Here is a 23607-nt window from a genome sequence, read left to right as displayed (position 1 = left end):
CTCAATTTACATCGTTTGCAGCAGGCTGGAGAGCTGGAGATTGATCACCTGCTGGTTAAAATCAGACTCAATTTTTTCACGGGCGCGTTGCACCACGGGTCGGAGTGCATCGCCGTCGATTCGACTGAATGCAGCCAGTTGTTCGGCCAGCGCCGGAGCATCGTTTTCGGGCACCAGCCAGCCGGATTTCCCGGCCTCCACCAGTTCCGGGATCCCGCTATGCACCGTCGAGATAACCGGAATACCGACCGCCATCGCTTCCATCAACGCCACAGGAATACCTTCCATATCCCCGTCCGCCCCCGTGACCGAAGGCAGCAGAAATACATCGGCCTGATCGAGCATTATTTTTACGTCGTGACTGGGTTTAAAGCCGGGCATTTCAATTACATCCTCCAGTTGGTACTGCTCGATCAGCGTGCGCAGGCGTCTTTCCCACGGACCGATACCCAGAATGCGATAACGGAAATCCACGCCGCGCGCTTTAAGCAGGCGGCAGGCTTCAATGGCGACATGCAGCCCTTTTTTCTCGGTGAGGCGGGCAACAGAGATAATCTCCAGCGGCGTGGCGGGCGTTTTAAGCGGCCGATGGGTAAACCGCGCCATATCCACGCCCATGCGTGAAACCGCGATCTTCTCCGGCGGACAGCCCATCCCTTTCAGGCGCGCGGCCCAGAGATCGCTGATGGGCAGCATTAAATCACCGCGCCGAAACAGCTGCTGGTACTCGGGCGTATAGTGGCTGAGCACTTCCCGACTCGAGATATCAATGCCGTGGAAAATAGTGGCGATCTTGCCTTTGAGTACCCCAAGTTCCCGCAGTTTCGCCGCCGTTACCCCGGCAGGCCCAAAATGGGCGATAAAGACATCGGCATCAAACGGTGTCATGACCTGAGCGCAAATAGATGAAAGGATCATGTTGCGCGACTCAGCACCGTAGCGGGAAACGTTTAACGCTTTCCATGTCGGCGCACGATGCAGTCCCGTCAGCGTTTTGATTGCGCGATAGCGCAGTTTTGCGAGGCGTCCCGTCGGCTCATCCTGCAACCAGCGGGTTTTGGCTTCCAGACCGTATTTCGTCCATGACGCGTGGGTATTGTGCAAATCGCCCTTCTGTAGCGCGACAATCTCTACCTCAAACCCCATGTCGATAAACGCGGTGATTTGGTTAAGCACAAAAGTCTCCGAGGACAACGGGAATTTGAGTAAAAAGAAGCTGACCTTCATTTTCCCTCCCTGATGCGGTTTAACACCGATTCAACCATGCGTAACCCCTGCTCACGCTCACGCGCCACGGCGGCAGAAACGCGCGTGTTCAGTTCCGGCAACTGCCCCAGCGTATCGGCTACCCGGGTTTCCAGGCTTCCATCCAGGAGATGGCGAATATCGATGGCCATCTCTGGCAACCCCAGTTGCTGCATGATCCCCGCCGACTTATGTTCGTAGTTGATGGCAATGGCCGGGGTGTCAAAGTTCATTGAGATAATCGCGGAGTGCAGACGTGTTCCCACGGTCAATTCGCAGGCGGCAAGAATTTTTCCCATCTCCAGATCGTTCAGTTCGTCCATTACCACATGGTAGCGTGACGGATCGCTGACATACTGGCGTAAGTTCAGTGCCACCATACGGTCATCTTTGTTATAGCTGTCGATCCCGGTACAGGTTGAGAGGGCAATCACCTGATGCCCTTCCTCCAGAATGCGATTCACGACCCCGGCGAACGCCTGCTCATAGGCCTGCTGAGTGGTGCCCAGACGTTTATCAAACGGCGCCAGTTCGCGCAGCGTGATAGCCACGGTCTTCTGCGTCGCAGCAACATCCAGCCAGTGTTGCACCGTGTAGGCCGGTTCAAAATCGTCATGGTGACGTTCCACCAGCCACGCGGTGTCCACGCCAGATTCCACTTTTGCCGTCGTAATGTCGCTACGCTTCATCAGTTCAAGGCTTACCGCTTCGCGCAGGATCAACGCATCACACTGTCCAAAAACATAGTTCGCCAGTCGGTTGAACTGATCGTCCTGGAACGGGCCGACGCTGTGACCCATCATGTACAGCGGTTTTTTCGCCATGAACGTACACAGCGCATGCTCGAATTGCGGTACACCGTAGAGGTCGACAAAAAACGATCCGCCAACCTGAATAATCGCGTCGTAACCCGACAGCAGACGGACAAAGTCCGTAAAACCCTGGGCAATCGCAATGTTACGCAGCTTGCCGGTATCCGTGACGCGCGAAAGCAGAACCTGATGTTGATAGCGGCGGCGCAGCACTTTTTTCACCCGTCCCATCATCCCTGCCGCACTGTTGTGCTGCTTCATTTGCAGCCAGATAGGATCGCCCATCACCGGACGATTGAGTAACCAGGAAGAGCTCACCGGATAACGGCTCATCACGTCGACGTCCGCGTCGGGCTCCAGGCGATGAACGGCATCCAACAGGCCGCGTAAAATCGCACTGTCGCCACGGTTGCCGCAAGTATGGTTGCCCAAAATTAATAATTTCATTTGTTACCTCAAATATTCATTGCCGGATGTCGGTTCTTGCCTTACCCGGCCTACAGCACGTCAATTCGTAGGCCGGATAAGACGTGTAAACGTCGCCATCCGGCAATATTCACCCTGCGCGTAGCAGTGTTTTCATTTTTTCGCTGCGACAAAACTGGCGCTTTATTTCCACCACTAACGGATGGCGCGACGCCACGATCATCACGACAAAGGCCAGCGCGCCCGCAGCAATTTGCGTTGCCAGCAATACGCCGAGCGGCAGATGCCCTTGCAACGCAACGCCCAGGCCATAACTCAGCGCCAGCGTCGGTAAAGAGAGATAAAACGGTAACCACAGGCTCAGGATGTACTGACGATAACTGGAGCCCAGCACCGGTTTGATCATCACGAAATAACTCAGCACCGTATTGATGATTTGCACCAGCAGAAAACCCAGCGTGACGCCGATGACGCCCGCCAGATGACCGCCGATGAGAATGGCCGGAATAAACAGGCACGTTTTGAACACATTGAATTTGAAGCTGATATCGACGCGCGCTTTCGCCATCAGCAGCGAGCCAATCGGGTTACCAACGGAGCGCAGCAGTCCTACCACGCACAACAGCTGCAGTACCGGAACAATGCCGCGCCATTTCTCGCCAAAAACCAGTGGCACAAAATTGTTCGACACCACCATCAGGCCAAGCAGCGCAGGGAAGTTAATGATCCCCACCACCGACAGCAGCTTATAGAAGTTAATTCGCAGCTTTTCGGTATCGTCCTGAATTTTGGCAAACGCGGGAAACAACACGCGGGTGATGATGGGATTGAGTTTCATCGGCGGAACAACCGCCACGTTGTACGCCAGGTTGTATCCCCCCGCCACGCCTGCGCCAAGAATGCGCGCCAGCACCAGGGTTGAGAGATTGGTATTCACATAGTTGATGATGCTGTCTGCCGTCAGCCAGGCGCCAAAACGTAAGTTCGACGAGACGGATGCCAGCGAAAAGTGCAGTCCGGGACGATAGATTTTGCGGCCAAAATAGCCAAACAGCAGCGTACGGACCGCGCTGTTGACCAGATAACCAAGGATCGCGGTTAACGCCCACGGCCAGAAATGGGCGCTGACCACCGTAAAGGTAAACCCCGCCAGCACCGAACTGATCTCGATCATGCCAATCTTGTTGAACTCCAGCTCCTTTTGCATCAGCGCACGGAACTGCTGCCCATGGGGGGTAACCACAAATGCCAGCGACAGGGTTTTGATTAATGGCGCCAGATCGGGGTTATTCAGCACATTGCTAATCACGTCGCTAAGCAGAAACACCGCCACGCACACCACTATTCCCAGACCGACGTTGAGCCAGTACAGAGTGGTCAGTTCGAGGTGACTTATCTCTTTACGCTGGATAATCGAGTTGGCGATGCCAAAGTCCGAGAGAGTGTCGGCCAGCGCAATAATCACCAGCGAGACGGTTAACAGACCAAACTGATGGTTGTCGATAATCCGCGCCAGCACCGTCATCTGAATCAGTCCCAGACCGATGATAACCACGGTGGCCATCGCCGACCACTTGGCGCCGCTGAGGGTTTTTTCGCGTAAACTCATTTCGTTCCTCAGTAAGCCGCTTTGTTCACAAAGCCCTTAAACACGGTAAGGAAGACGATCTTGATGTCGAACCACAGACTCCATTCGCGGATATACTCAAGATCAAACTCAACCCGCTTTTCCATCTTCTCTAAGGTGTCAGTCTCACCGCGCCAGCCGTTTATTTGCGCCCAGCCGGTAATGCCCGGTTTCACCTTGTGGCGCAGCATGTAACCCTCGATAAGCTGGCGATACTGCTCGTTGTGCGCCACCGCATGGGGACGCGGCCCCACGATAGACATGCCGCCCGTCAACACGTTGATAAACTGCGGTAACTCGTCCAGCGATGTGCGGCGCAGAAAGTTACCCACGGGGGTGACGCGGGGGTCGTTTTGCGTCGCCTGGGTGACCACAGCGTCGTTTTCCATCACTTTCATGGATCGAAATTTCCACACTTTGATTGGTTTGCCATCCATGCCGTAGCGCGTCTGGCGGAAAATAACCGGGCCGGGGGACGTCAGCTTGACCGACAGTGCAATGCAGCACAGCACCGGAGAAATCAGCAACAGAATCAGCGACGCCAGCACAATGTCTTCGGCACGTTTAAGCAGACGATTGATGCCTGAGAGCGGCGTGTCATACAGCGGCACCACCGGCACGCCACTCACCTCTTCGATGCGGGAGTGCAAAATATTGAAGGTGAAAACGTCAGGGATAAGGATCACCGAGCAGGTGGTGTCAGCCAGTTCTCGCACCAGCTTTTTCACCCGTGCGCCGTCACACATCGACATAGCGATATAAACGTTATGAATGCGTGACGCTTTGGCATCGTCCACCAGCTGTCGAAGATTGCCCGCCCAGTCCGATGACACGCCGCCCGGTTTCGCGTCGTGATACACACCGACCACCTCAAAACCCAGCCACGGTTCATTGCGAAAACTCTCCAGCAACACCTGACCGGCGGGCAAATCACCCGCCACCGCCACCCGCCGTTTGTTGTACCCACGATGGCGCAACCAGCCTGCCCCGTAGCGAATCAACGAACGACAGACCACCAGTCCAACGCTTGAGAGCAGATACCACGCCATCCAGACGGCAGGACGGTTCTCAACGTCGTTATTGAAAGCGATTAAACCCGCGCTAAACACCAGGCTCAGCGTCCAGTTACGCAGCAGCAGCGCCAGTTCCGTCGAAATTTTGACCCCGCGCCAGGAGCGGTAAAAATCCGTGATGCCTCCCAGCATCTGGAACACCACCAGCGTAATTAAGGCCACCAACAGGTGCATATACAGAAATGGCAAGCCGCTCACCTGGCAGACGACCCACAGCCCGCCAAACATGAGGGTGATATCTGAAAAGCGTTGCACCATAGAGATTAACGATGCATTGGTTTTGGCTCGCTCGCGCTTTTTTAGATTTGTCATCGTTGTTCCTGTTCTTAGCCCTTATCCAGCCATTCCCTGACTGGATAAGAGAAGCACTGACATTACTGATTCAACAACGCCAGCAGAGTGCGCGTTCGCGCTTCCATCAGCGGAATATCGCCACGCGATTCAACGTTAAGACGCACCACCGGCTCGGTGTTTGACGAGCGCAAATTGAAACGCCAGTCGGTAAACGACATGCTGATGCCGTCGGTTCTGTCCACCGCCAGCGCCTCGTCCGCAAAGTGCTGCTCAACGCGGCCAATCGCCGATACCGGCTCTGCCAGTTGGCTGTTGATCTCCCCGCTTGCCGGAAACGCCACCATCCGGTCGCGCACCATTTCGCCCAGCGACTGTCCTTTAAGACACACCAGTTCAGCCACCAACAGCCACGGGATCATCCCGCTGTCGCAATAGGCAAAATCACGGAAATAGTGATGGGCGCTCATCTCGCCACCGTAGATGGCATCTTCCTGACGCATCCGTTCTTTGATGAACGCGTGACCGGTTTTCGACATCACCGGCGTGCCGCCCGCCGCCGTCACCACATCAACGGTGTTCCAGGAAAGACGCGGGTCGTGGATGATCTTCGCGCCCGGATGCTTCTCAAGAAACGCCTCTGCCAGCAGGCCAACGATGTAGTAGCCCTCGATAAACTGTCCGGTTTGGTCGAAGAAGAAGCAGCGGTCGAAATCGCCGTCAAACGCAATGCCCATATCTGCGCCATGCTCAATCACCGCGTTGCGGGTATCTGCACGACACTCTGGCAGCAGCGGATTCGGTATCCCGTTCGGGAAATTGCCGTCCGGCGTGTTGTGGACTTTGATGAACTCAACCGGCACGCCGAGCGTTTTAAAACGGGCTTCGATGGCATCCACCACCGGACCCGCCGCACCGTTGCCGGAGTTAATCACCAGTTTCAGCGGGGTGATGTTGTTGACGTTGATGTAGCCGAACAGATGATCGATATAGGCGTCACGCAGGGAGATCTGTTTGTAGCTGCCGCGCTTGGCGTCATTCACCGGCGGGAAGTCATTGCTCTCGGCCAGACGCTGGATATCGCGCAGCCCCGTGTCGCCGCTGATCGGCCGGGCGCCCTCGCGCACCAGCTTCATGCCGTTGTAGTCCATCGGGTTGTGGCTGGCCGTCACTTCGATACCGCCATCCACGCCGAGGTGGAAAGTGGCAAAATAGATCTCTTCGGTGCCGGCAAGGCCAATGTCCAGCACGTCAACGCCGGCATCCTGCAACCCGTTCGCCAGCGCCAGTTTTAGTGCCTGACTTGTCAGACGGACGTCGCCGCCCAGCACGACCGTTTTCGGTTTCAGAAATTCGCCATACGCGCGACCAATGCACCATGCGATCTCGTCGTTAAGCTCTTCGCCCAGCCTGCCGCGAATGTCGTAGGCTTTGAAACAGGTTAATTTCGTCATGTTTTTACCCTTCTTCAGGCAACAGTTAGCCCTGACCCGTTAATGGCCAAAAATTAGCTTTGTCGTTATTTGCCGGATGGCGCTTCGCTTATCCGGCCTACCGAACTGTAGGCCCGGTAAGCGCAGCGCCACCGGGCACAATAAAGGCGCTACATCCGCCCGTAGCGATCCTCAAACCGCACCACGTCGTCCTCTTCGAGATACGAGCCGGAGCGCACTTCGATTAAATCGAGCGGAATTTTTCCCGGATTCTCCAGGCAGTGGGTCGCCCCCAGAGGAATGTAGACAGACTCGTTTTCACCGAGCAGTTTGATATCACCATCAATGGTGACTTTTGCGGTACCTGCCACCACAACCCAGTGTTCGGCGCGGTGATGGTGCATCTGAACGGAAAGCCCTTCGCCCGGCTTCACGGTGATCCGTTTCACCTGGTAGCGGTCGCCCGCGTCGATGGAATCGTATTTGCCCCACGGACGGTACACTTCGCGGTGAATATGGTGCTCGTGGCGTCCGTCAGCTTTGATCTGTTCCACCACTTTTTTCACATCCTGTACCGCGTTACGGTCAGCAATCAGCACAGCATCTTTGGTCTGCACAACCACCAAATCCTTCACACCCACCGTGGTGACCAGACCGGATTCGGCATACACATAGCTGTTCTCGGTTTTGTGGCTGATCACATCGCCATGGTGGACATTGCCTTCCGCCGTATGCGCGCTGATTTCCCACAGCGAAGACCACGACCCCACATCGCTCCAGCCCGCGTCCATCGGGAGAACAACGGCATCCGCCGTGTGTTCCATCACCGCGTAATCGACCGACTCTTCCGGGCAGGCGAGAAACGCCTCTTCCTCCACGCGGATAAAATCAAGATCGGGGTCAACGGCGCTCATCGCTTTCTCACAGGCGTCAAAAATATCGGGACGGTATTTTTTCAACTCCTCCAGATAACGCCCGGCGCGAAACAGGAACATCCCGCTGTTCCAGTAGTAGTCGCCGCTTGCCACCCACGACTGCGCGGTCTCGAGATCGGGTTTCTCGACAAATTGCGCGACGTCAAAAGCCACGGCATCGTGCTTACCAGGAGTGACATTGCCGCGACGAATATAGCCATAGCCGGTTTCCGGCAGATCCGGCACGATCCCAAACGTCACCAGTTTGCCCGCGTCGGCATACGGCATCGCGTTGCGCACCGCCGTGCGGAACGCCTCTTCATCGGCAATCACATGATCGGCCGCCAGCACCAGCATCAACGGGTCGTTCTCCGGGCTGTGACGGGTTGCCGCCAGCGCCGCCAGCGCAATTGCAGGGGCGGTATTACGCCCTGCCGGTTCGAGAATGATATTCTCGGTCAGCTTGTTCAGCTGTCGCAGTTGTTCCGCGACGATAAAGCGGTGTTGTTCATTACAAATCACCACCGGGCTTTCGCACTCCACGCCGTTCAGACGACAAATGGTCGTTTGCAACATCGTGAGATCGCCCTTCAGGCATAAAAACTGTTTTGGATAAAGTACGCGGGAAAGCGGCCATAAGCGGCTACCGGAGCCACCCGCCATCACGACCGGATAGAGTTTGGTCTGATTCATTATTTAATCCCGAATATCTGCAATAAATTGACGTAACACGTTCTCTTTATCGAGCGTGCGTTCGGCATAGTCACGTGCCACCGTGTTGTTTTCAGGCATGGCGAGCGCTTGCGTAATACCGCTCACCAGCGCGTCGACCGATTCGGGCTCTACGCAAACGGCGATGCCCGGATAGCTGTCGCAGAGCTGCCCCAGCTCGGTCCCCGCTTCTGCGGTAATCACCGCATTGCCGCCCACCGCCAGAATATTGGTCAGCTTGGAGGGCAGAACTGCGTCCGCCGCGCCGCGCTTTTGCACCACCAGATGGCAGTCGCCCATTTTCAGCAGCGCAGGTAACGCGGCGTAAGGCTGCAGCGGGAAGAATTTGATGTTTTCCAGGCCGCGTTCGCGGGCCATTTTTTCCAGCCGCGCTTTGCCGCCACCCTGACCGACAATCGCAAACAACAGCGGCAGCTCACGCAGTTGTTCCGCCGCAGCAATCACGTTTTCCAGCCCCTGTTTTTCGCCAATGTTGCCGGAGTAAAGAATGATTTTGCGATCAAGCGGCAGTTCAAGCTGTGCGCGCAGTGTGCGGACATCGTCGTCGCAAACGTCGCGAAAACGGGCAACTTCCGACCAGTTTGGAAAGAAAATGATCTTCTCTGCCGCCACCCCTTTCTCCTGCGCTTTATTCATCATTGAGCGGGAAATGGTGGAGACGTTGTCAACGTGATGCAGGCCGCTACGTTCAAACGCCGTTGCCAGTCTGGCAACCTTACCGCGCTTGCCTTTCCCGGCCAGCCCCAGGCCGAGCATCGCGTCCACTTCGTAATCCTGAATATGCAGCAGCGTGCGTGCGCCGGAGAGTTTCGCCAGCAGACGCATCCCCGGCGTGCAAAACAGCGTGGGCACCACGCCAATGATGCGATCCGGCTTCCAGCGACGTTGCGCCAGTAACGGGAAAAAGCTGCTCAGCGCAAAGCTGCCCAAATGCAGCAGGCGCTTCAGCGTTGACGGTTGCGCTGGTACGTACAGCGGGCAGCGCCAGACGGTGGCATCGCCCTCTTCCCGGCGGTAACGCCAGCTGGAGTAGCGCTCGCCGACTTTCCATTGCGGGTAGTAAGGCGGCGCGGTAATCACCCGAACCTCATGGCCTTCACGCGCCATCCACTCCACCATCTCGCTGGTGTACTTACCAATGCCGGTCAGTTCTGGTGAGTAGTTGATGCCATACACCAAAATTTTCATAAGCCCGGCACCCCAGCCTGGCGTTCCGGCATAAAATAGGCGCGAGTGTTGTCATGCACGTCGTCGCTTGCCAGCAGCGCCGCTGGCGTCATCCAACGGTATGCATCGTGCTGGGCATCCGGTAACTGAAGGTCGGCTTCCTGAACGCGCAGTCGAAAACCGAGCACAACGTAATGCGTCGAGAATGTCTCTTCCGAGAAGTTATCGTCATAGAAGTGCTGCCAGACACCATAAAATTCGCCAGCGGACATCGGCAAACGTAAGCCCAGTTCAGCCTGCGTCAGGCGTTCGAAGGCCGCGTGCAGCGGCTCATCTTTTTGCACCCGACCGCCGGGCACAAACCAGTCGCCCTGTGCGGGCCGGTTGAGGCGTTTGCCCAGCAGACATTCTCCCCGCGCGTTTTCCACGATCAGATCAATGGAAATCAACGGTGTGGAGCGCACCACGGTGGCAAAATCGTCCTGACGTAAAAACATGCTTACCCCCGAAACCGGTGCTGGTTCTCAAGGAACCACTGGTACGTGCTGGCAAGGCCCGCTTCCAGCGAAATCTCGTGATACCAACCAAGCTGGTGCAGACGGGTTACATCGAGCAGTTTGCGCGGGGTGCCATCCGGTTGCGTGGCGTCAAATACCACGCGACCTTTGTAGCCCACCACCTTCGCGATGGTTTGCGCCAGTTCGCGAATGGTGCAATCCACGCCGGTACCGACGTTGATGTGCGACAGCATCGGCTGGGTATTCTCCTGCCAGACTTCGCGGTCGAGTTCCATAACATGGATGCTGGCAGCCGCCATATCATCCACGTGCAGAAATTCGCGCATCGGCGTACCGCTGCCCCACACCACCACATCCGCCGCATTCTGTACCGTCGCCTCATGGAAACGACGTAGCAGCGCCGGGATCACGTGCGAATTGCTCGGATGGAAGTTGTCATGCGAACCGTACAGATTGGTCGGCATCACCGAACGATAGTCGCGGTGATACTGGCGGTTATAGGATTCGCACAGCTTGATCCCGGCAATCTTGGCGATGGCGTACGGCTCGTTGGTCGGCTCAAGCGTTCCCTGCAACAGTTCGCTCTCCGCCATCGGCTGTGTCGCCAGTTTTGGATAAATGCAGGATGAGCCGAGGAACAGCAGTTTATTGACGTTATGCAAATGCGCGGCGTGGATGATATTGCTCTCTATCATCATGTTTTCATAAATGAAATCAGCCGGGTACGTGTTGTTCGCCACAATACCGCCCACCTTTGCCGCCGCCAGATACACCTGATCGAGGCGCGCGTCGGCAAAGAACGCCTGCACCGCTTTGCTATCCAGCAGATTCAGCTCGTCGCGGGTGCGCAATACCAGTTCCACATCGCCGCGCTGTTCCAGTTGTCTGACAATGGCAGAGCCCACCATCCCGCGATGGCCCGCCACAAAAATACGTTGTTTCATCATCCTCAGGACTCCAGCGCGATGGCAACCTCGTAACCATGAGATTTCAGCAGTGAGTGCTTCTTCGCTGCTTCCAGATCGTTTGCGACCATCTCTGACACCATCTGCTGCAGGGTAATCTCCGGCTTCCAGCCCAGTTTTTGGTGCGCGCGGGAAGGATCGCCCAGCAGGGTTTCCACTTCCGCAGGGCGGAAATAACGCGGGTCAACCGCCACAATCACATCACCGACTTTAACGCCCGGCGCATCATGACCGGTCACCGAGACAACGATGCCTTTCTCGTCCACACCTTCCCCTTCGAAACGCAGTTTGATCCCCAGTTGTCCTGCCGCCATTTCAACAAACTGACGTACGGAGTACTGCACACCGGTGGCGATCACGAAGTCTTCCGGTTTCTCCTGCTGCAGCATCATCCACTGCATTTTGACGTAGTCTTTGGCATGGCCCCAGTCACGCAGAGAGTCCATATTGCCGAGGTACAGGCACGACTCCAGACCCTGAGCGATATTGGCGATCGCGCGGGTAATTTTGCGGGTCACGAAGGTTTCGCCACGGCGCGGCGATTCATGGTTAAACAAAATGCCGTTACAGGCGTAGATCCCGTAGGATTCACGGTAGTTTACGGTTATCCAGTAGGCGTACAGTTTGGCCACCGCGTACGGAGAACGCGGATAGAACGGCGTGGTCTCTTTCTGCGGGATTTCCTGCACCAGGCCATACAGCTCAGAGGTGGAGGCCTGATAGAAACGCGTTTTCTTTTCCAGACCGAGGAAGCGGATTGCTTCCAGCAGGCGCAGCGTCCCCATCGCATCGACGTCAGCGGTGTATTCCGGCGATTCAAAGGACACCGCGACGTGGCTCATCGCCCCCAGGTTGTAGACTTCATCAGGCTGCACTTCCTGCAGAATGCGCGTCAGGTTGGAGGAGTCCGTCAGATCGCCGTAGTGCAGATGGAATTTTGGGTTGCTGGCGTGTGGGTCCTGATAGATGTGATCCACACGCTCGGTGTTGAACGACGAAGCGCGGCGCTTGATACCGTGCACTTCGTAACCTTTCTCCAGGAGAAGCTCCGCCAGGTAAGAACCGTCCTGCCCGGTGACGCCAGTAATGAGAGCGACTTTTGACATGTCTGTTTTCCTTCTGTACTTATTAGAAATTATTCAGCCTGAACGCGTTCGCGTATCACCACTGCCGGATTGCCACGACAAATCACGTTTGCCGGTAGCGACTTAAAAACACTGCTGCGCGCACCAACCACGGTGCCATCGCCGATGGTGATGCCAGGGGCAACGAAAACATCCGTCGCCAGCCAGCATTTCTCGCCAATCACAATCGGTGTGGCGTTAATATCAAAATGTTGACTGCGGTGATCGTGACTACCGGTGCACAAATAACTTTTCTGTGAAATAACAGAATGCGCACCTATCGTAATATCACCCAGCGTATATAAAACCGCGTCATCCCCGACCCAGGCGTAATCTCCCAGGGTTAATTTCCACGGGTAGGTAATTTTTACTGACGGTCTAATTACTGCGTTTTTTCCGATTTTTGCGCCAAATAAGCGTAATAAAAATGCACGCCAGCGATACATCACCTGTGGCGACCACGCAAATAATGTCGCCTGTACTGCCCACCATAATTGCACTTTGATGGCATTGCCGCCCCGGAACCCTTTTGGCACAGAAAAACCACTGAGATCCTGCATCACATCTCCTTATATTTACGTTTTGTTATATAAGGTCTTCGTTTTACCTGTTGTGCGCAGGCGTAAGTGCCATGACAATTCAGCCCAAAAACCCGGCACGCGTAGTATCTGGCGCTGCACTTTTTTCGCGTCCTGGCATAATTCCAGATTATTCGTCGTAGACACCCCACCCATTGAAAATTCAGACACCAGACCGTTCAGTTTTTTAAAGGCGTATCCGCCCTTATACATTCTGGCGGCCAGGGCATAATCGGAAGAAACCTTATATTGCAGATCATATCGGCAAACTTTCAGACCGCTCACCGGAAAAAATATCGCCTGATGGCTCGCCGGTAAGCTGTGATAAATATACCAACCGGGTTTCGCGCTACGTTTTATTTTATGACCATCGCCAAAATCCAGCAGCGCGTCGCCGGTAATCATCCGGTCATCTTTTTGCGATTGCAGCTGGCGGACGAAACGGGCAGCCTGTGGATGAAAAATATCGCCAGAGTTGAGGAACAGCGCAAAGCGACCGCGCGCCATCTCAATCCCTTTGTTCATCGCATCATAGATACCGTTATCCGGCTCGCTGACAAAGCGTAAGTGGTAATCCCCGTTCAGATTTTCGAGAAATTCACGGGTTCCATCGTTTGACCCACCATCCACCACGATCCACTCGAAGCTGAGCTCCTTCGCCTGTGCCAGATGCGCTAACGACGCATGCGTTCTGACGATACCTTCCCGATTACGAAAGGCGACGGTGATAATACTGAGCAACATGTGAATGACCTCGTAACATTGCGCCTGATGACTCAGACACTAAGCGCTTTGCGCAAAATAAACGGACACACAATTAAAAATGCATATTCCGGACTAAATATCGAACCGGTAAAAAACAGCGACACCGGCGTAAAAAGATAAAGCTGCACCCGAAAATTCTGATTATCGCCAAACGCATTTAATGTCATTTTTAAGACTTTCCACATGTACCACAGCGTCAATAACACTGCGAACCAGGAAAAATAAATAATCAGCAGATACAACCCATTGTCTATTGTTTTACCGACATCTGCACCGTTAAAAATTCCGAATGATGCAACATATTCATAAAGCGAGCCAAATCTGATAACACCATCAATATGGCTCAACGAATAACCCACCATCACTAACGGACCGATAATACGATAATAGGATGATGAGCCTTCAGTACCTAAATCACCGAGGCGGGTCGAGATGTAAGGAAATGCAAATATCAAACCGACCAAAAATACGGCTAATGAGATTATCGCCAGTGGTAATTTTTTCTTTATCGCGTCCTTATTCAGATATTGAAACGCCCACTCCAGTAAGTAAAACAGAATAAATGTCATCACCCCTGAAAACGATCCTGACAATATTATCCCTGCCAGAATCATAGCATCAGTTTTAGGTGTTTTGATACCAAACTGTTTGATACTGAGCCAAATTGAGATTAAGGCCAGAGCAAAAAATGCGGGTTCAAAATACAATGCCGTTGTTCGCTTACCACCGAATTTAATAAAATTCAGAACATAGCTATTACTGTAAATAAGATATTTCGAAATTCCTTCCATTAAACTGCTGCCGCCGGTGAGAATGATCTGCGCCATTTCAGCCGCAGCGAGCAACACCACCAGCGCCACCACCAGGTAGAAAAAGCGCAGGATCTTACGGTAGTTGTGCGGTGAAATCGTTTTGAAGCGAATGCTCCAGACCATGCCAATAATGATGACGATATAGACAAACAGCAGGGTTGATGTCACGTACTTGCTGGCATCCAGCGACTGACCAAACAGATAGTTAAACGCCGTCAACCCTGCTCCTACACCTAACGCGATCATCAGTTTTTTTATGTTGATGCGTTCTACAAATAACAACAGCAGAACCGGCAGAAAGGTGACGATGGTGATGGGAAAACTTTCGCCCAGCTGCGCAATTTTAACGTTAACCAACAGATAGATAAGCGGCAGCAGCAGATAACTACAGATTCTGATAGAACGAGACATACTCCTCCAGCATCTGATCCCCACTGTACGCCGCACGGCTGCGTTCACGAAACGCGTCCAGTGTGCTCCCGAATACCGCCTTCGCGATTGCTGATTTGCTCAACTGCGCGAGTTGCGCCACCTCCTCTTCGGCGAAGGTTTTTCCCCCTGATTTTTGCAAGACTTCCCGCGCGGCCTCGCTGTGGGTCGCGATAACCGGGACGCCGATGGACAGCGCCTCGCAGAGGATCAGCGGATAGTTGTCGACCCGGGAGCTGAACAGCAACGCATCCATCTGGTTAAGGGCGCTCATCAGCGTCCCTTTATCCGTTTCAAAACCGTGGTTGATGACGTTTGCCCCTGCAAACGGCGAAAACTTACCGAAGGTGTGCAGTTCCACCTTGTCGCCCAGCGCTATCAGCTCGCGTACCAACCGTTGATTTGTTTTGCCGTCATAACGTAAGTCGTGCGCGACAATAGCAATTTTCGGACGCCCCTGGGTTTCAACGACCGGAGACAACGTTGAGAGAATCGCTTCGGTTGCCACATCAATACCGTTATTGATGACCCGGCAACGTCCTGCGCCATACAGACTATTGAAGGCCTCTGCCACATGCTGGCTGGGAGAGATAAACTGGCAGCCCAGCGCCAGCATTTCACGAAACAGCTGGCGCTTTTCATCCACCAGATCATGCGCGCGATCCACCTTAACCGGCGGATAGTTACTCAGCGTTGGGCATTTCTGACAGCCCGACTTCCACCCCTCGCAGCCGTCGGTAAAGGCGCAGCGGCCGGTAACGCTCCAGTGATCGTGCAGCGTCCACACCAGCGTCACGTCGGGCTTGTGGTTAGTGACCTTTTCGCAGAACGCCACCACCTCAGCAAGATTCAGCCAGTAACTGTGCAACACATGAAAATGCAGCACCACGGGGCCAGAAGTGCGGGTTACGCTGCGGTATACATTATTCAGATTGCCGAACAGATCGCGATTGAATACACGAAACAGCGCAATGTTCGCCATCGAGGTCAGACGCGGAGTGTGCTTGATGACGTGCGGATAGTTGTGGTGGCTAACGCTTTTCTTGCCGCCTTTGCCATAGCCGTACACAAAGCGAGAGGTCAGCCCTTTTTGCAGCGCGCGCTGGTGAAGATCTAACGCCACGCCTGCCGCGCCGCCTTCCGCCAGCCGCACATTAAATTGCAGAATGTTCATTTAATGATCCTCACGCGCGCTTTCTCACCCACCACCAGGGCATTGTCCGGGATGGTGTCGAGCACGACGCTGCCTGCGCCAATCGTCACGTTATGACCAATGGTGATGCCGCCGAGCAGGATGACATTGGCGCCCAGGTCCACGCCGTTGCCAATCACCGGACAGGCCATATTGTCAGCGCCGCGATTACCGATAGTGACGCCGTGACGAAGGGTAAAATCGTCGCCCGCCACCACATGTTTGTTAATCACCACCGCATAACCGTGGTGGATGGTGAATCGGCGGCCAATGGTGGCCGCGGCTTGTATCTCATAACCGAAAAAGCCTTCAGTGATGATGCGATACAGCACCAGTACCGGTGCCGCCCACAGATTGTTCAGTACATTCTTTTTGCGCCAGACGGAGCAGAAATGGGCGACACGGTACGCCAGTACCATGCAGCACGGACGCAGGCTCCAGCTGTTTGCGCGTAGATCTTCCAGCATGCTTAGCGCCCCCGTAGTCCGTCGGCCAGCCGTTTGCCGTTACGTACAGATAAAAGCGTCAACAACGTGCGCCATGTCATGCGCTTGTTGCGGATCTGATACAACGTAAACAGCTGGTACTTTTTGCTGGCCCGGTCGAATTTGTCTTTATGCTTGCGGTAAAAATGAAAGTAGCCGGAGAATTTTTTCGGCGATGAGGTGATCTGCATCTCGCCGTGATTGATGTGCAGAATTTGCGTCGCCTCTTCCACTTTCCACGGCTCGCCGTATTCGACGACCATGCGCAGAAAAATGTCATAATCCTGCGCCGCCGAAAGCGACGTATCGAACAGGCACTCTTTAAAACGCCATGCTCCGGTAAACACCTGATTACCAATAATGTTGCGTTTGTAGAACAAACGACGCGAGTACGGCGATTTAGGGTACAGCGGCAAACTGGCAGGCTGCGAGTAGACCTCGCCCTCACAGACATAGTCGTTGGCATATAAAAAGGCGTGCGTCACCAGTTGATGCGCGTGTTCAAGGAAGACACTCAGACGGTTCGGCGTCCATTCATCATCATCATCAATTCCGGTGATGTAGGCGCCATTGGCCTGCATGATGGCCTGGTTGCGCACGGCGCAGGCACCGGAGTTGACGTCGTTGTGAATATAGCGCACCCGAGGATCGTTCAGCCCTTCAACAAATTTCTGCAACTGTTCCCACGAGGTGGAACAATCATCCACGATGATCATCTCCCAGTGACGATAATCCTGGCGCAATACCGATTTAATCGCCCGAATGGCGAGCTGTTGCCGGTTCCAGGTTGGCATATAAATTGAAATCAATGGGTTGTCTGTTTTCATGCTCGTTTCCAGGGAAGTTTTGCCTGATGGCACAGCGTGTAGGCCGGATAAGGCGTTTACGCCGCCATCCGGCAGCTATGCCTGATGGCGCTTTGCTTATCAGGCCTACTGAATTAGCAGGCCACTCACGATTTTTTATTTTGAATCCGACGTGTACTCGTATTCGTAGTAGCCGTAATCCTGGTACCCGGATGCCCGGCGGAATATGGAGTTGAGGATCACGCCTTTGACCGGAACCCCATTTTGTTCAAAGCGGCTCAGGCTGGTTTCCACCTCTTTCAGCGTGTTGACGGCGTAACGCGCCACCATCAGCGTGGTACCGGCATGACGCCCTACAATGGCGGCGTCAGTCACCGCCAGGATCGGCGGTGTGTCAATCAGCACCAGGTCATAGTTGGCGCTGGCCCAGCGAATCAGCTCGCCAAAACGTTCGTTCATCAACAGCTCGGAAGGGTTCGGCGGGACTTGCCCACGCGGAACAAGGTCGAAATTCGGGATAGAGGTCGGCTTCGCACTGCTGGCAACCTCCCCTTTTCCCGCCAGAATATCGGACAGACCATTCACGTTATTGGTGCCGAGCAGCTCATGGGTGTAGCCCTTGCGCATGTCACAGTCGATCAGCAGTACCCGTTTATGGGTCTGGCTGATGACCGCCGCAAGGTTGGCGCAGACAAACGTTTTGCCGATGGAAGGACTCACGCCGGTGAGCATCAGCACATTGTTTTGCGCCTGCATCATGGCGAAGTGCAGACTGGTGCGCAGGCTACGCACCGCTTCAACGGCCAGGTCAGTGGGATTACCCACCGCCAGCAACTGACTCTGCTTATAGCGCTTAATGCCTTTAACGGTTTTGACGTTATCGTGCGCTTTTTGCCACTCCGACAGCGGAATGCTGGCATAAACGCTGATCCCGTTCTCTTCCAGCACCTGCGGGCTTTCAATCCCCCGATTAAGCAAGGCGCGCAGCAGAACGCCAACGATAGAAAGCATCAGGCCGAGAATAATGCTGCCGAGAATAATCAGCGCTTTCTTCGGCTTCAACACGCCGGGCTGTGCAATGGCCGGGTCGACAATCCTGACATCACCTACCGTGCTGGCCTCCGTGATTTTCAGCTCCTGCTGTTTATTCAGCAGTTGCATATAGACCTGCTGGCCGGATTCCACGTCACGCGTCAGACGGACAATTTCCTGCTGCGTTTTCGGCATCGCCGTCACGCGGCCATTCAGCTTGTTTTTTTCCTCTTCCAGCGCCTTGCGTTTTTCCAGCAATGTGCGGTAAGCCGGATGCACTTTGGTGTACAGCTTGGAGATTTCCGCCTCTTTGAAGGTCAGTTCGTTCAACTGGGCGTCGATGTTAACCATCGAATCCAGCACCGCTTTCGCTTCCAGCGGCAAATCGACCGAGTCTTTATCCTGACGGAAGGCGTTCAGTTTGTTCTCTGCGATGTCCAGACGGTCACGCACTTCAGGCAACTGTTTCGCCAGGAACGCCAGGCTTTTTGCCGCCTCTTCAGATTTGCGCGCAACATTTTGCTGCAGATAGTTGCGGGTGATGCTGTTGAGAATGTCGCGGATCTGCTCTCTGTCTTCCCCGGTAAAACTGAGGCTTAATACGCCCGTATCTTTCCCGTTTTCCGTCACCGTCAGGTTGTTTTGCAACGTGTTGATCATCCCCAGGGTGGAGAATTTCGTCACCGTGAATTCGCTGTCTGGCGCGGCATGAATCGCGCTAACGTTCAGGGTCACCCCCTCTTTGCTCAGCGACTGTCCCACCTGACCCCGAGCGCTAAAACCGCCGTCGCTGGTCAGTTCGTAGCTTTTGTCGGTCAGCACGTGCAAGGTAAACACCTGCTCATTCATCGCTTTCGGGCGGGTGAACGTGGTCACTTTTACCGTGTCATTCTGACGCCCCATCAGGCGATCCCACCCGGAGCCAAACAGCGGAAAGCTGTTTTTGGTGACGGCGATATCCAGATCCAAATCGTCCACCGTCTTTCCCAGCACCAGGCGTGACTGAATAAGCTGGATTTCTGCATCTGATGCTGGCGGTTTATTCGACAGCGCCGAGCCAATATCCTGGACCAGTGAGTTACCGTTATTTTGCTCAATCTGCACCAGCGCATCGGCACTGTAGATAGGCGTGGCGAAGAGGGTGTAGATACTGGCGCACAGCGCAAACGCCGCCGTGATGCCAAGCACCCACCAGCGCGCCTCAATCACGGTCCCCACCAGACGACCGATATCAATCTCATCATTGCCCGTTACCGGTGCCGCAGACTGTTTTACTTTTTCTGTCATTGTTTTCCCTGCCCTGCATTCAGTGCCTGCGCCCACTGGCGGGCAGACCGTTCAAGGAGTGAGTACACCGCTTCAAACGCATCACGACTTTTGCGATACGGATCGGGTATTTCACGTTCACTATCCCAATGACCAAACAACATCACTTTGCCGCGCATCTCCGGCGCCATCTCGCACAACCGGGCAATATGGCGTTTCTCCATGGCCAGAATCAGGTCATAGTCGCGGCACATACGGCCGGAAATCTGACGCGCGCAGTGCCCTTCCAGAGAGAGGTTATGCGCCGCCGCGACGCTGAATGCCGCCGGGTCGGCCCCATGACCAGACAGCGCCCCCAAACCGGCGGATTCCACCGTCAGCGCGGGGTGATAACTTTTCAGCAAACGTTCTGCCGTTGGGGAACGGCAAATGTTCCCCACGCAGACAACTAAGATTTTGTTAAACATGACGATTACCAGGTGTGAATGTCGCTGGCCGTATCCGTCATGTAACGGACACCGCTAATGGTCGGCAGCAACTGATTGATCAGACGGTTCCAGCGAGCCACCGGCGCGGTCGTGACATACACCACGTCGTAAGGTTGCAGACGGAATTCCGTCGCCATCACCAGAGAGGTGGCATCGGACATATCAAGCTGATAGATATTGGCAATCTTGCCGTTACGCCCGCCCTCGCCTTTCAGCGGACGGATCACAAAGATGCCGCTGGCGTTGGAGGTCGTCAGGTCGATGCCTTCCGCCGTACCCAGCGCTTCGGTCAGCGTCATACCGCTGAAGTCCATTTTGAGGGTGCTCTGTTTCTTCACTTCGCCCATTACGAAGACTTTCAGATCGTCATTGCGCGGCACAAACAGAATGTCCCCGGGGTACAGCAGTCGGTTTTGACTGAGATCGCCGTTTTGCATCAGCGCCTGCAGAGAAATGCGCTGCTCCTGCCCTTTATGGGTCAGCACCACATTGCGCCAGTCGGCGGCGTCCGTCAGACCGCCTGCGGCATTGATGGCGTCGAGGACGGTCAGAGGAACGTTGGTGATCGCCTGCTGGCCCGATTTATTCACCTGCCCGGAGACATAGGCCTTCTGCGAGCGGAAAGCGGCGATATTAACGTCCACCTGCGGGTCAGCAATGTACTTCGCTAAGCGCCCGGTAATATCACTACGGATTTCACCCAGCGTTTTTCCGACCACGCTGACTTTGCCAATGTAGGGATAAAACATGGTGCCATCGGGTTGTACCCAGTTACCGGCGTCGCTGGAGCTGCGATATTGCCCCGCTGGCGTGGTCAGTTCCGGGTGGTCCCAGACGGTCACATTCAGCACGTCGCCTGCACCGACCCGGTACTGGTAGCTGGCGATCTCCTGGTCTAGCGACATATTGGGCTGCGCCACGTTGGGTCGCGGGCGTAATTGTTCAACCAAACGTGGGGTTAACGGATAGACATTCACCATTCGGTCGAGATCAAAATCAGCGCCCTGTTGTTTGATGACATCTTTTCCCATCGTAGACATATTGCTGCCCGGAAGTACTGTGCACCCACTGATCAGGGCTACCGACACCAATAATGGCATCAATTTCATTTTGGATTTCATCATTGATTATTTATCACTTTGGTAGAGTAATTATCCTGTGCAATTTAAATAGCGACTTCACCTGTTCATATTTACCTTGCAGTTAATTGACCAGGAATTTAACTGGCATCAGTCCTAAAATATCGGCTTTCGTCCACAGGCTATTGACAGAATAATTGAGGCTCATCTTCAGGCAGCCAGGCACGCTACCGCCCTTGGCTTTCTAGCTACCAATACACTGATTCACTTATGTTTTTGCAACCCTCTCTATTTTCATATTCTTGCCAACGGAGCAACATTGCAGAAAATAATAAAGCGCAGACCGTATCTGCTTCGTCGCGGAAGAATATTTTTATTGCCTGGTGGTAATGCTGCCAGAATTGTTGCAGCTAACGTAATAGCAGGCAAGGTAACAAGTCCGTACTTCACTCTTTTTAAGATTAATATTAAGACCTGTTTATTTATAATTTTAGGATTTTATTGATGTTGACAATATTCATTTCAACCAACCATCTGCGATATATCCTAAATATAATTCTGTACTCTATGCTTTCCCTGTAAAAATAGTGTGGTTATTTTGACGTCAATTTTCCGCTGCCGCCCGTTGATATAAAAGGAAGAGAAATCGCGTTACGGCATTGCAATTTGGCCCAGCTTTATCCATGATCGAATTGTGACAATTGTCATATAACCAGGGGTATTACTTTTACTATGGAATGGATTGCCGATCCGTCAATCTGGGCCGGACTTGTCACGCTTATTGTGATTGAGTTAGTCCTCGGCATTGATAACCTCGTCTTTATTGCTATCCTCGCAGAAAAACTGCCTCCTGCGCAGCGTGACCGCGCGCGTATCATCGGGCTGTTGTTAGCAATGACCATGCGCCTGCTGCTGCTGGCGTCAATCTCATGGCTGGTCACATTGACCACCCCTCTTTTCAGCATACATGAGCTTAGCTTCAGCGCGCGTGACCTGATTATGCTGTTTGGTGGCTTCTTCTTACTGTTTAAAGCCACCATGGAGCTGAACGAGAGGCTGGAAGGGAAAGACAGCGATAATCCCACTCAGCGGAAGGGGGCGAAGTTCTGGGGGGTAGTGACGCAAATTGTGGTACTGGACGCCATCTTCTCGCTCGATTCGGTCATTACCGCCGTGGGGATGGTCGATCACCTTGCCGTTATGATGGCAGCCGTGATTATCGCCATTAGCCTGATGCTGCTTGCCAGCAAGTCCCTGACGCGCTTTGTTAACAGCCACCCGACTATCGTTATTCTGTGTCTTAGCTTCTTGCTGATGATCGGGTTCAGCCTTGTGGCTGACGGGTTTGGGTTCCACATTCCGAAAGGGTATCTGTACGCCGCCATCGGGTTCTCAGTGATGATTGAAGCCCTTAACCAACTGGCTATATTTAATCGTCGTCGCTTTCTGTCCGCGAACCATACCTTGCGCCAGCGCACCACAGAAGCGGTCATGCGCCTGTTGAGCGGGCAAAAAGAAGATGCAGAACTGGATGCACAAACCGCCTCAATGCTGGCGGATCACGACAATCGCCAGATCTTCAATCCGCAAGAACGACGGATGATTGAGCGGGTGCTGAATCTGAATCAACGTACGGTTAGCAGTATCATGACCTCGCGCCACGATATTGAACATATCGATCTCAGCGCTCCCGAAGCAGATGTGCGTGCCTTGCTGGAGAAAAATCAGCATACCCGTCTGGTGGTCACCGCAGAAAATGAGCAAGAAGATTTGCTTGGCGTGGTGCACGTCATCGACCTGTTGCAACAATCGCTGCGCGGCGAGCCGCTCGACCTGCGGGCGCTGATCCGCCAGCCGCTGGTGTTCCCGGAAACGCTGCCGTTGCTTCCCGCCCTGGAGCAGTTCCGTAACGCCCGCACCCACTTTGCCTTTGTGGTGGATGAGTTTGGTTCTGTTGAAGGGATTGTCACGCTCAGTGATGTGATGGAGACGATTGCCGGGAACCTGCCCAACGAAATCGAGGAGATCGACGCCCGTCACGACATTCAGAAGAACCCGGATGGCTCCTGGACCGCCAATGGCCATATGCCGCTGGAAGACCTTGTGCAATATGTCCCGTTGCCGCTGGACGAGAAACGTGAATACCACACTATCGCCGGGCTACTGATGGAATATCTACAGCGGGTACCGAAACCCGGTGAAGAAGTTCAGATCGGCGATTATCTGTTAAAAACGCTAGAGGTCGAAAGCCACCGGGTGCAAAAGGTGCAGTTGATTCCGCTGCGTCATGATGAGGAAGATCTGGACTACGAGGTGTGATGGTAACCGGATGGCCCGCAAAATGGGTG

20 protein-coding genes are annotated in these 23607 nt (G+C 54.1%); 1 reads left to right on the top strand and 19 read right to left on the bottom strand.

Features of this window, described 5'->3' with window-relative positions; genetic code table 11:
- Positions 1-6: 6 nt before the first annotated feature.
- The 19 genes from wcaL to AC07NP_RS09170 all read right to left on the bottom strand — a co-directional run bounded on the left by wcaL (position 7) and on the right by AC07NP_RS09170 (position 21304).
- The gene (gene wcaL / locus AC07NP_RS09260; protein WP_494660263.1) at positions 7-1227 is read right to left on the bottom strand and encodes a colanic acid biosynthesis glycosyltransferase WcaL; all 1221 of its coding nucleotides are present in this window, start codon (positions 1225-1227) and stop codon (positions 7-9) included.
- Complete coding sequence (gene wcaK, locus AC07NP_RS09255; RefSeq protein WP_494660262.1) at positions 1224-2504, bottom strand: colanic acid biosynthesis pyruvyl transferase WcaK; 1281 nt, start codon at positions 2502-2504, stop codon at positions 1224-1226. The genes wcaL and wcaK overlap by 4 nt, the downstream gene beginning before the upstream one ends.
- A 109-nt stretch (positions 2505-2613) precedes the next feature.
- The gene (wzxC, locus tag AC07NP_RS09250; RefSeq protein ID WP_494660261.1) at positions 2614-4092 is read right to left on the bottom strand and encodes a colanic acid undecaprenyl disphosphate flippase WzxC; all 1479 of its coding nucleotides are present in this window, start codon (positions 4090-4092) and stop codon (positions 2614-2616) included.
- 8 nt (positions 4093-4100) lie between these two features.
- The gene (gene wcaJ, locus AC07NP_RS09245; protein ID WP_494660260.1) at positions 4101-5495 is read right to left on the bottom strand and encodes an undecaprenyl-phosphate glucose phosphotransferase; all 1395 of its coding nucleotides are present in this window, start codon (positions 5493-5495) and stop codon (positions 4101-4103) included.
- A gap of 62 nt (positions 5496-5557) precedes the next feature.
- Positions 5558-6928, bottom strand: coding sequence for a colanic acid biosynthesis phosphomannomutase CpsG (cpsG, locus tag AC07NP_RS09240; protein ID WP_494660259.1), 1371 nt, complete (start codon positions 6926-6928; stop codon positions 5558-5560).
- Between the two features lie 149 nt (positions 6929-7077).
- Entirely contained in the window at positions 7078-8514 is a 1437-nt protein-coding gene (cpsB, locus tag AC07NP_RS09235) for a mannose-1-phosphate guanyltransferase (protein WP_494660258.1), read from the bottom strand.
- 3 nt (positions 8515-8517) lie between these two features.
- Positions 8518-9741, bottom strand: coding sequence for a colanic acid biosynthesis fucosyltransferase WcaI (wcaI, locus tag AC07NP_RS09230; RefSeq protein ID WP_494660257.1), 1224 nt, complete (start codon positions 9739-9741; stop codon positions 8518-8520).
- Entirely contained in the window at positions 9738-10217 is a 480-nt protein-coding gene (locus AC07NP_RS09225; RefSeq protein WP_494660256.1) for a GDP-mannose mannosyl hydrolase, read from the bottom strand. The genes wcaI and AC07NP_RS09225 overlap by 4 nt, the downstream gene beginning before the upstream one ends.
- Positions 10218-10219: 2 nt before the next feature.
- The gene (gene fcl / locus AC07NP_RS09220) at positions 10220-11185 is read right to left on the bottom strand and encodes a GDP-L-fucose synthase (protein WP_494660255.1); all 966 of its coding nucleotides are present in this window, start codon (positions 11183-11185) and stop codon (positions 10220-10222) included.
- A 2-nt stretch (positions 11186-11187) separates the two neighbouring features.
- Positions 11188-12309 carry a GDP-mannose 4,6-dehydratase gene (gmd, locus tag AC07NP_RS09215; protein ID WP_494660254.1) on the bottom strand — a complete coding sequence of 374 codons (1122 nt, stop codon included), beginning with the start codon at positions 12307-12309 and terminating at the stop codon, positions 11188-11190.
- Between the two features lie 29 nt (positions 12310-12338).
- Positions 12339-12887: a colanic acid biosynthesis acetyltransferase WcaF gene (gene wcaF, locus AC07NP_RS09210; RefSeq protein WP_494660253.1), complete on the bottom strand. Its 549-nt coding sequence runs from the start codon at positions 12885-12887 to the stop codon at positions 12339-12341.
- Between the two features lie 15 nt (positions 12888-12902).
- Positions 12903-13649 carry a colanic acid biosynthesis glycosyltransferase WcaE gene (wcaE, locus tag AC07NP_RS09205; protein ID WP_494660252.1) on the bottom strand — a complete coding sequence of 249 codons (747 nt, stop codon included), beginning with the start codon at positions 13647-13649 and terminating at the stop codon, positions 12903-12905.
- A gap of 32 nt (positions 13650-13681) precedes the next feature.
- The gene (gene wcaD / locus AC07NP_RS09200) at positions 13682-14893 is read right to left on the bottom strand and encodes a colanic acid polymerase WcaD (RefSeq protein WP_494660351.1); all 1212 of its coding nucleotides are present in this window, start codon (positions 14891-14893) and stop codon (positions 13682-13684) included.
- A complete protein-coding gene (gene wcaC, locus AC07NP_RS09195) occupies positions 14868-16085 on the bottom strand; it encodes a colanic acid biosynthesis glycosyltransferase WcaC (protein ID WP_494660251.1) in 1218 nt (405 codons plus the stop codon). Before wcaC ends, wcaD begins: the two co-directional genes overlap by 26 nt.
- Positions 16082-16570 carry a colanic acid biosynthesis acetyltransferase WcaB gene (wcaB, locus tag AC07NP_RS09190; protein ID WP_276294673.1) on the bottom strand — a complete coding sequence of 163 codons (489 nt, stop codon included), beginning with the start codon at positions 16568-16570 and terminating at the stop codon, positions 16082-16084. Before wcaB ends, wcaC begins: the two co-directional genes overlap by 4 nt.
- Positions 16571-16572: 2 nt before the next feature.
- Positions 16573-17415 carry a colanic acid biosynthesis glycosyltransferase WcaA gene (gene wcaA / locus AC07NP_RS09185; protein WP_494660250.1) on the bottom strand — a complete coding sequence of 281 codons (843 nt, stop codon included), beginning with the start codon at positions 17413-17415 and terminating at the stop codon, positions 16573-16575.
- Positions 17416-17550: 135 nt separating this feature from the next.
- Entirely contained in the window at positions 17551-19713 is a 2163-nt protein-coding gene (gene wzc, locus AC07NP_RS09180; RefSeq protein ID WP_494660249.1) for a tyrosine-protein kinase Wzc, read from the bottom strand.
- A complete protein-coding gene (wzb, locus tag AC07NP_RS09175) occupies positions 19710-20159 on the bottom strand; it encodes a low molecular weight protein-tyrosine-phosphatase Wzb (RefSeq protein ID WP_494660248.1) in 450 nt (149 codons plus the stop codon). The genes wzc and wzb overlap by 4 nt, the downstream gene beginning before the upstream one ends.
- 5 nt (positions 20160-20164) lie before the next feature.
- On the bottom strand, positions 20165-21304 hold the full coding sequence (locus AC07NP_RS09170) for a polysaccharide export protein (RefSeq protein ID WP_494660247.1): 1140 nt from the start codon (positions 21302-21304) through the stop codon (positions 20165-20167).
- Positions 21305-21991: 687 nt separating this feature from the next.
- On the opposite strand from AC07NP_RS09170, the gene AC07NP_RS09165 reads away from it, so the two are divergent.
- Positions 21992-23578: a TerC family protein gene (locus tag AC07NP_RS09165; protein ID WP_494660246.1), complete on the top strand. Its 1587-nt coding sequence runs from the start codon at positions 21992-21994 to the stop codon at positions 23576-23578.
- Positions 23579-23607 lie beyond the last annotated feature (29 nt).

It is taken from the genome of Citrobacter sp. GW821-FHT07H02 (assembly GCF_059418505.1).
This window is presented reverse-complemented; position numbering and strand designations above follow the sequence as displayed.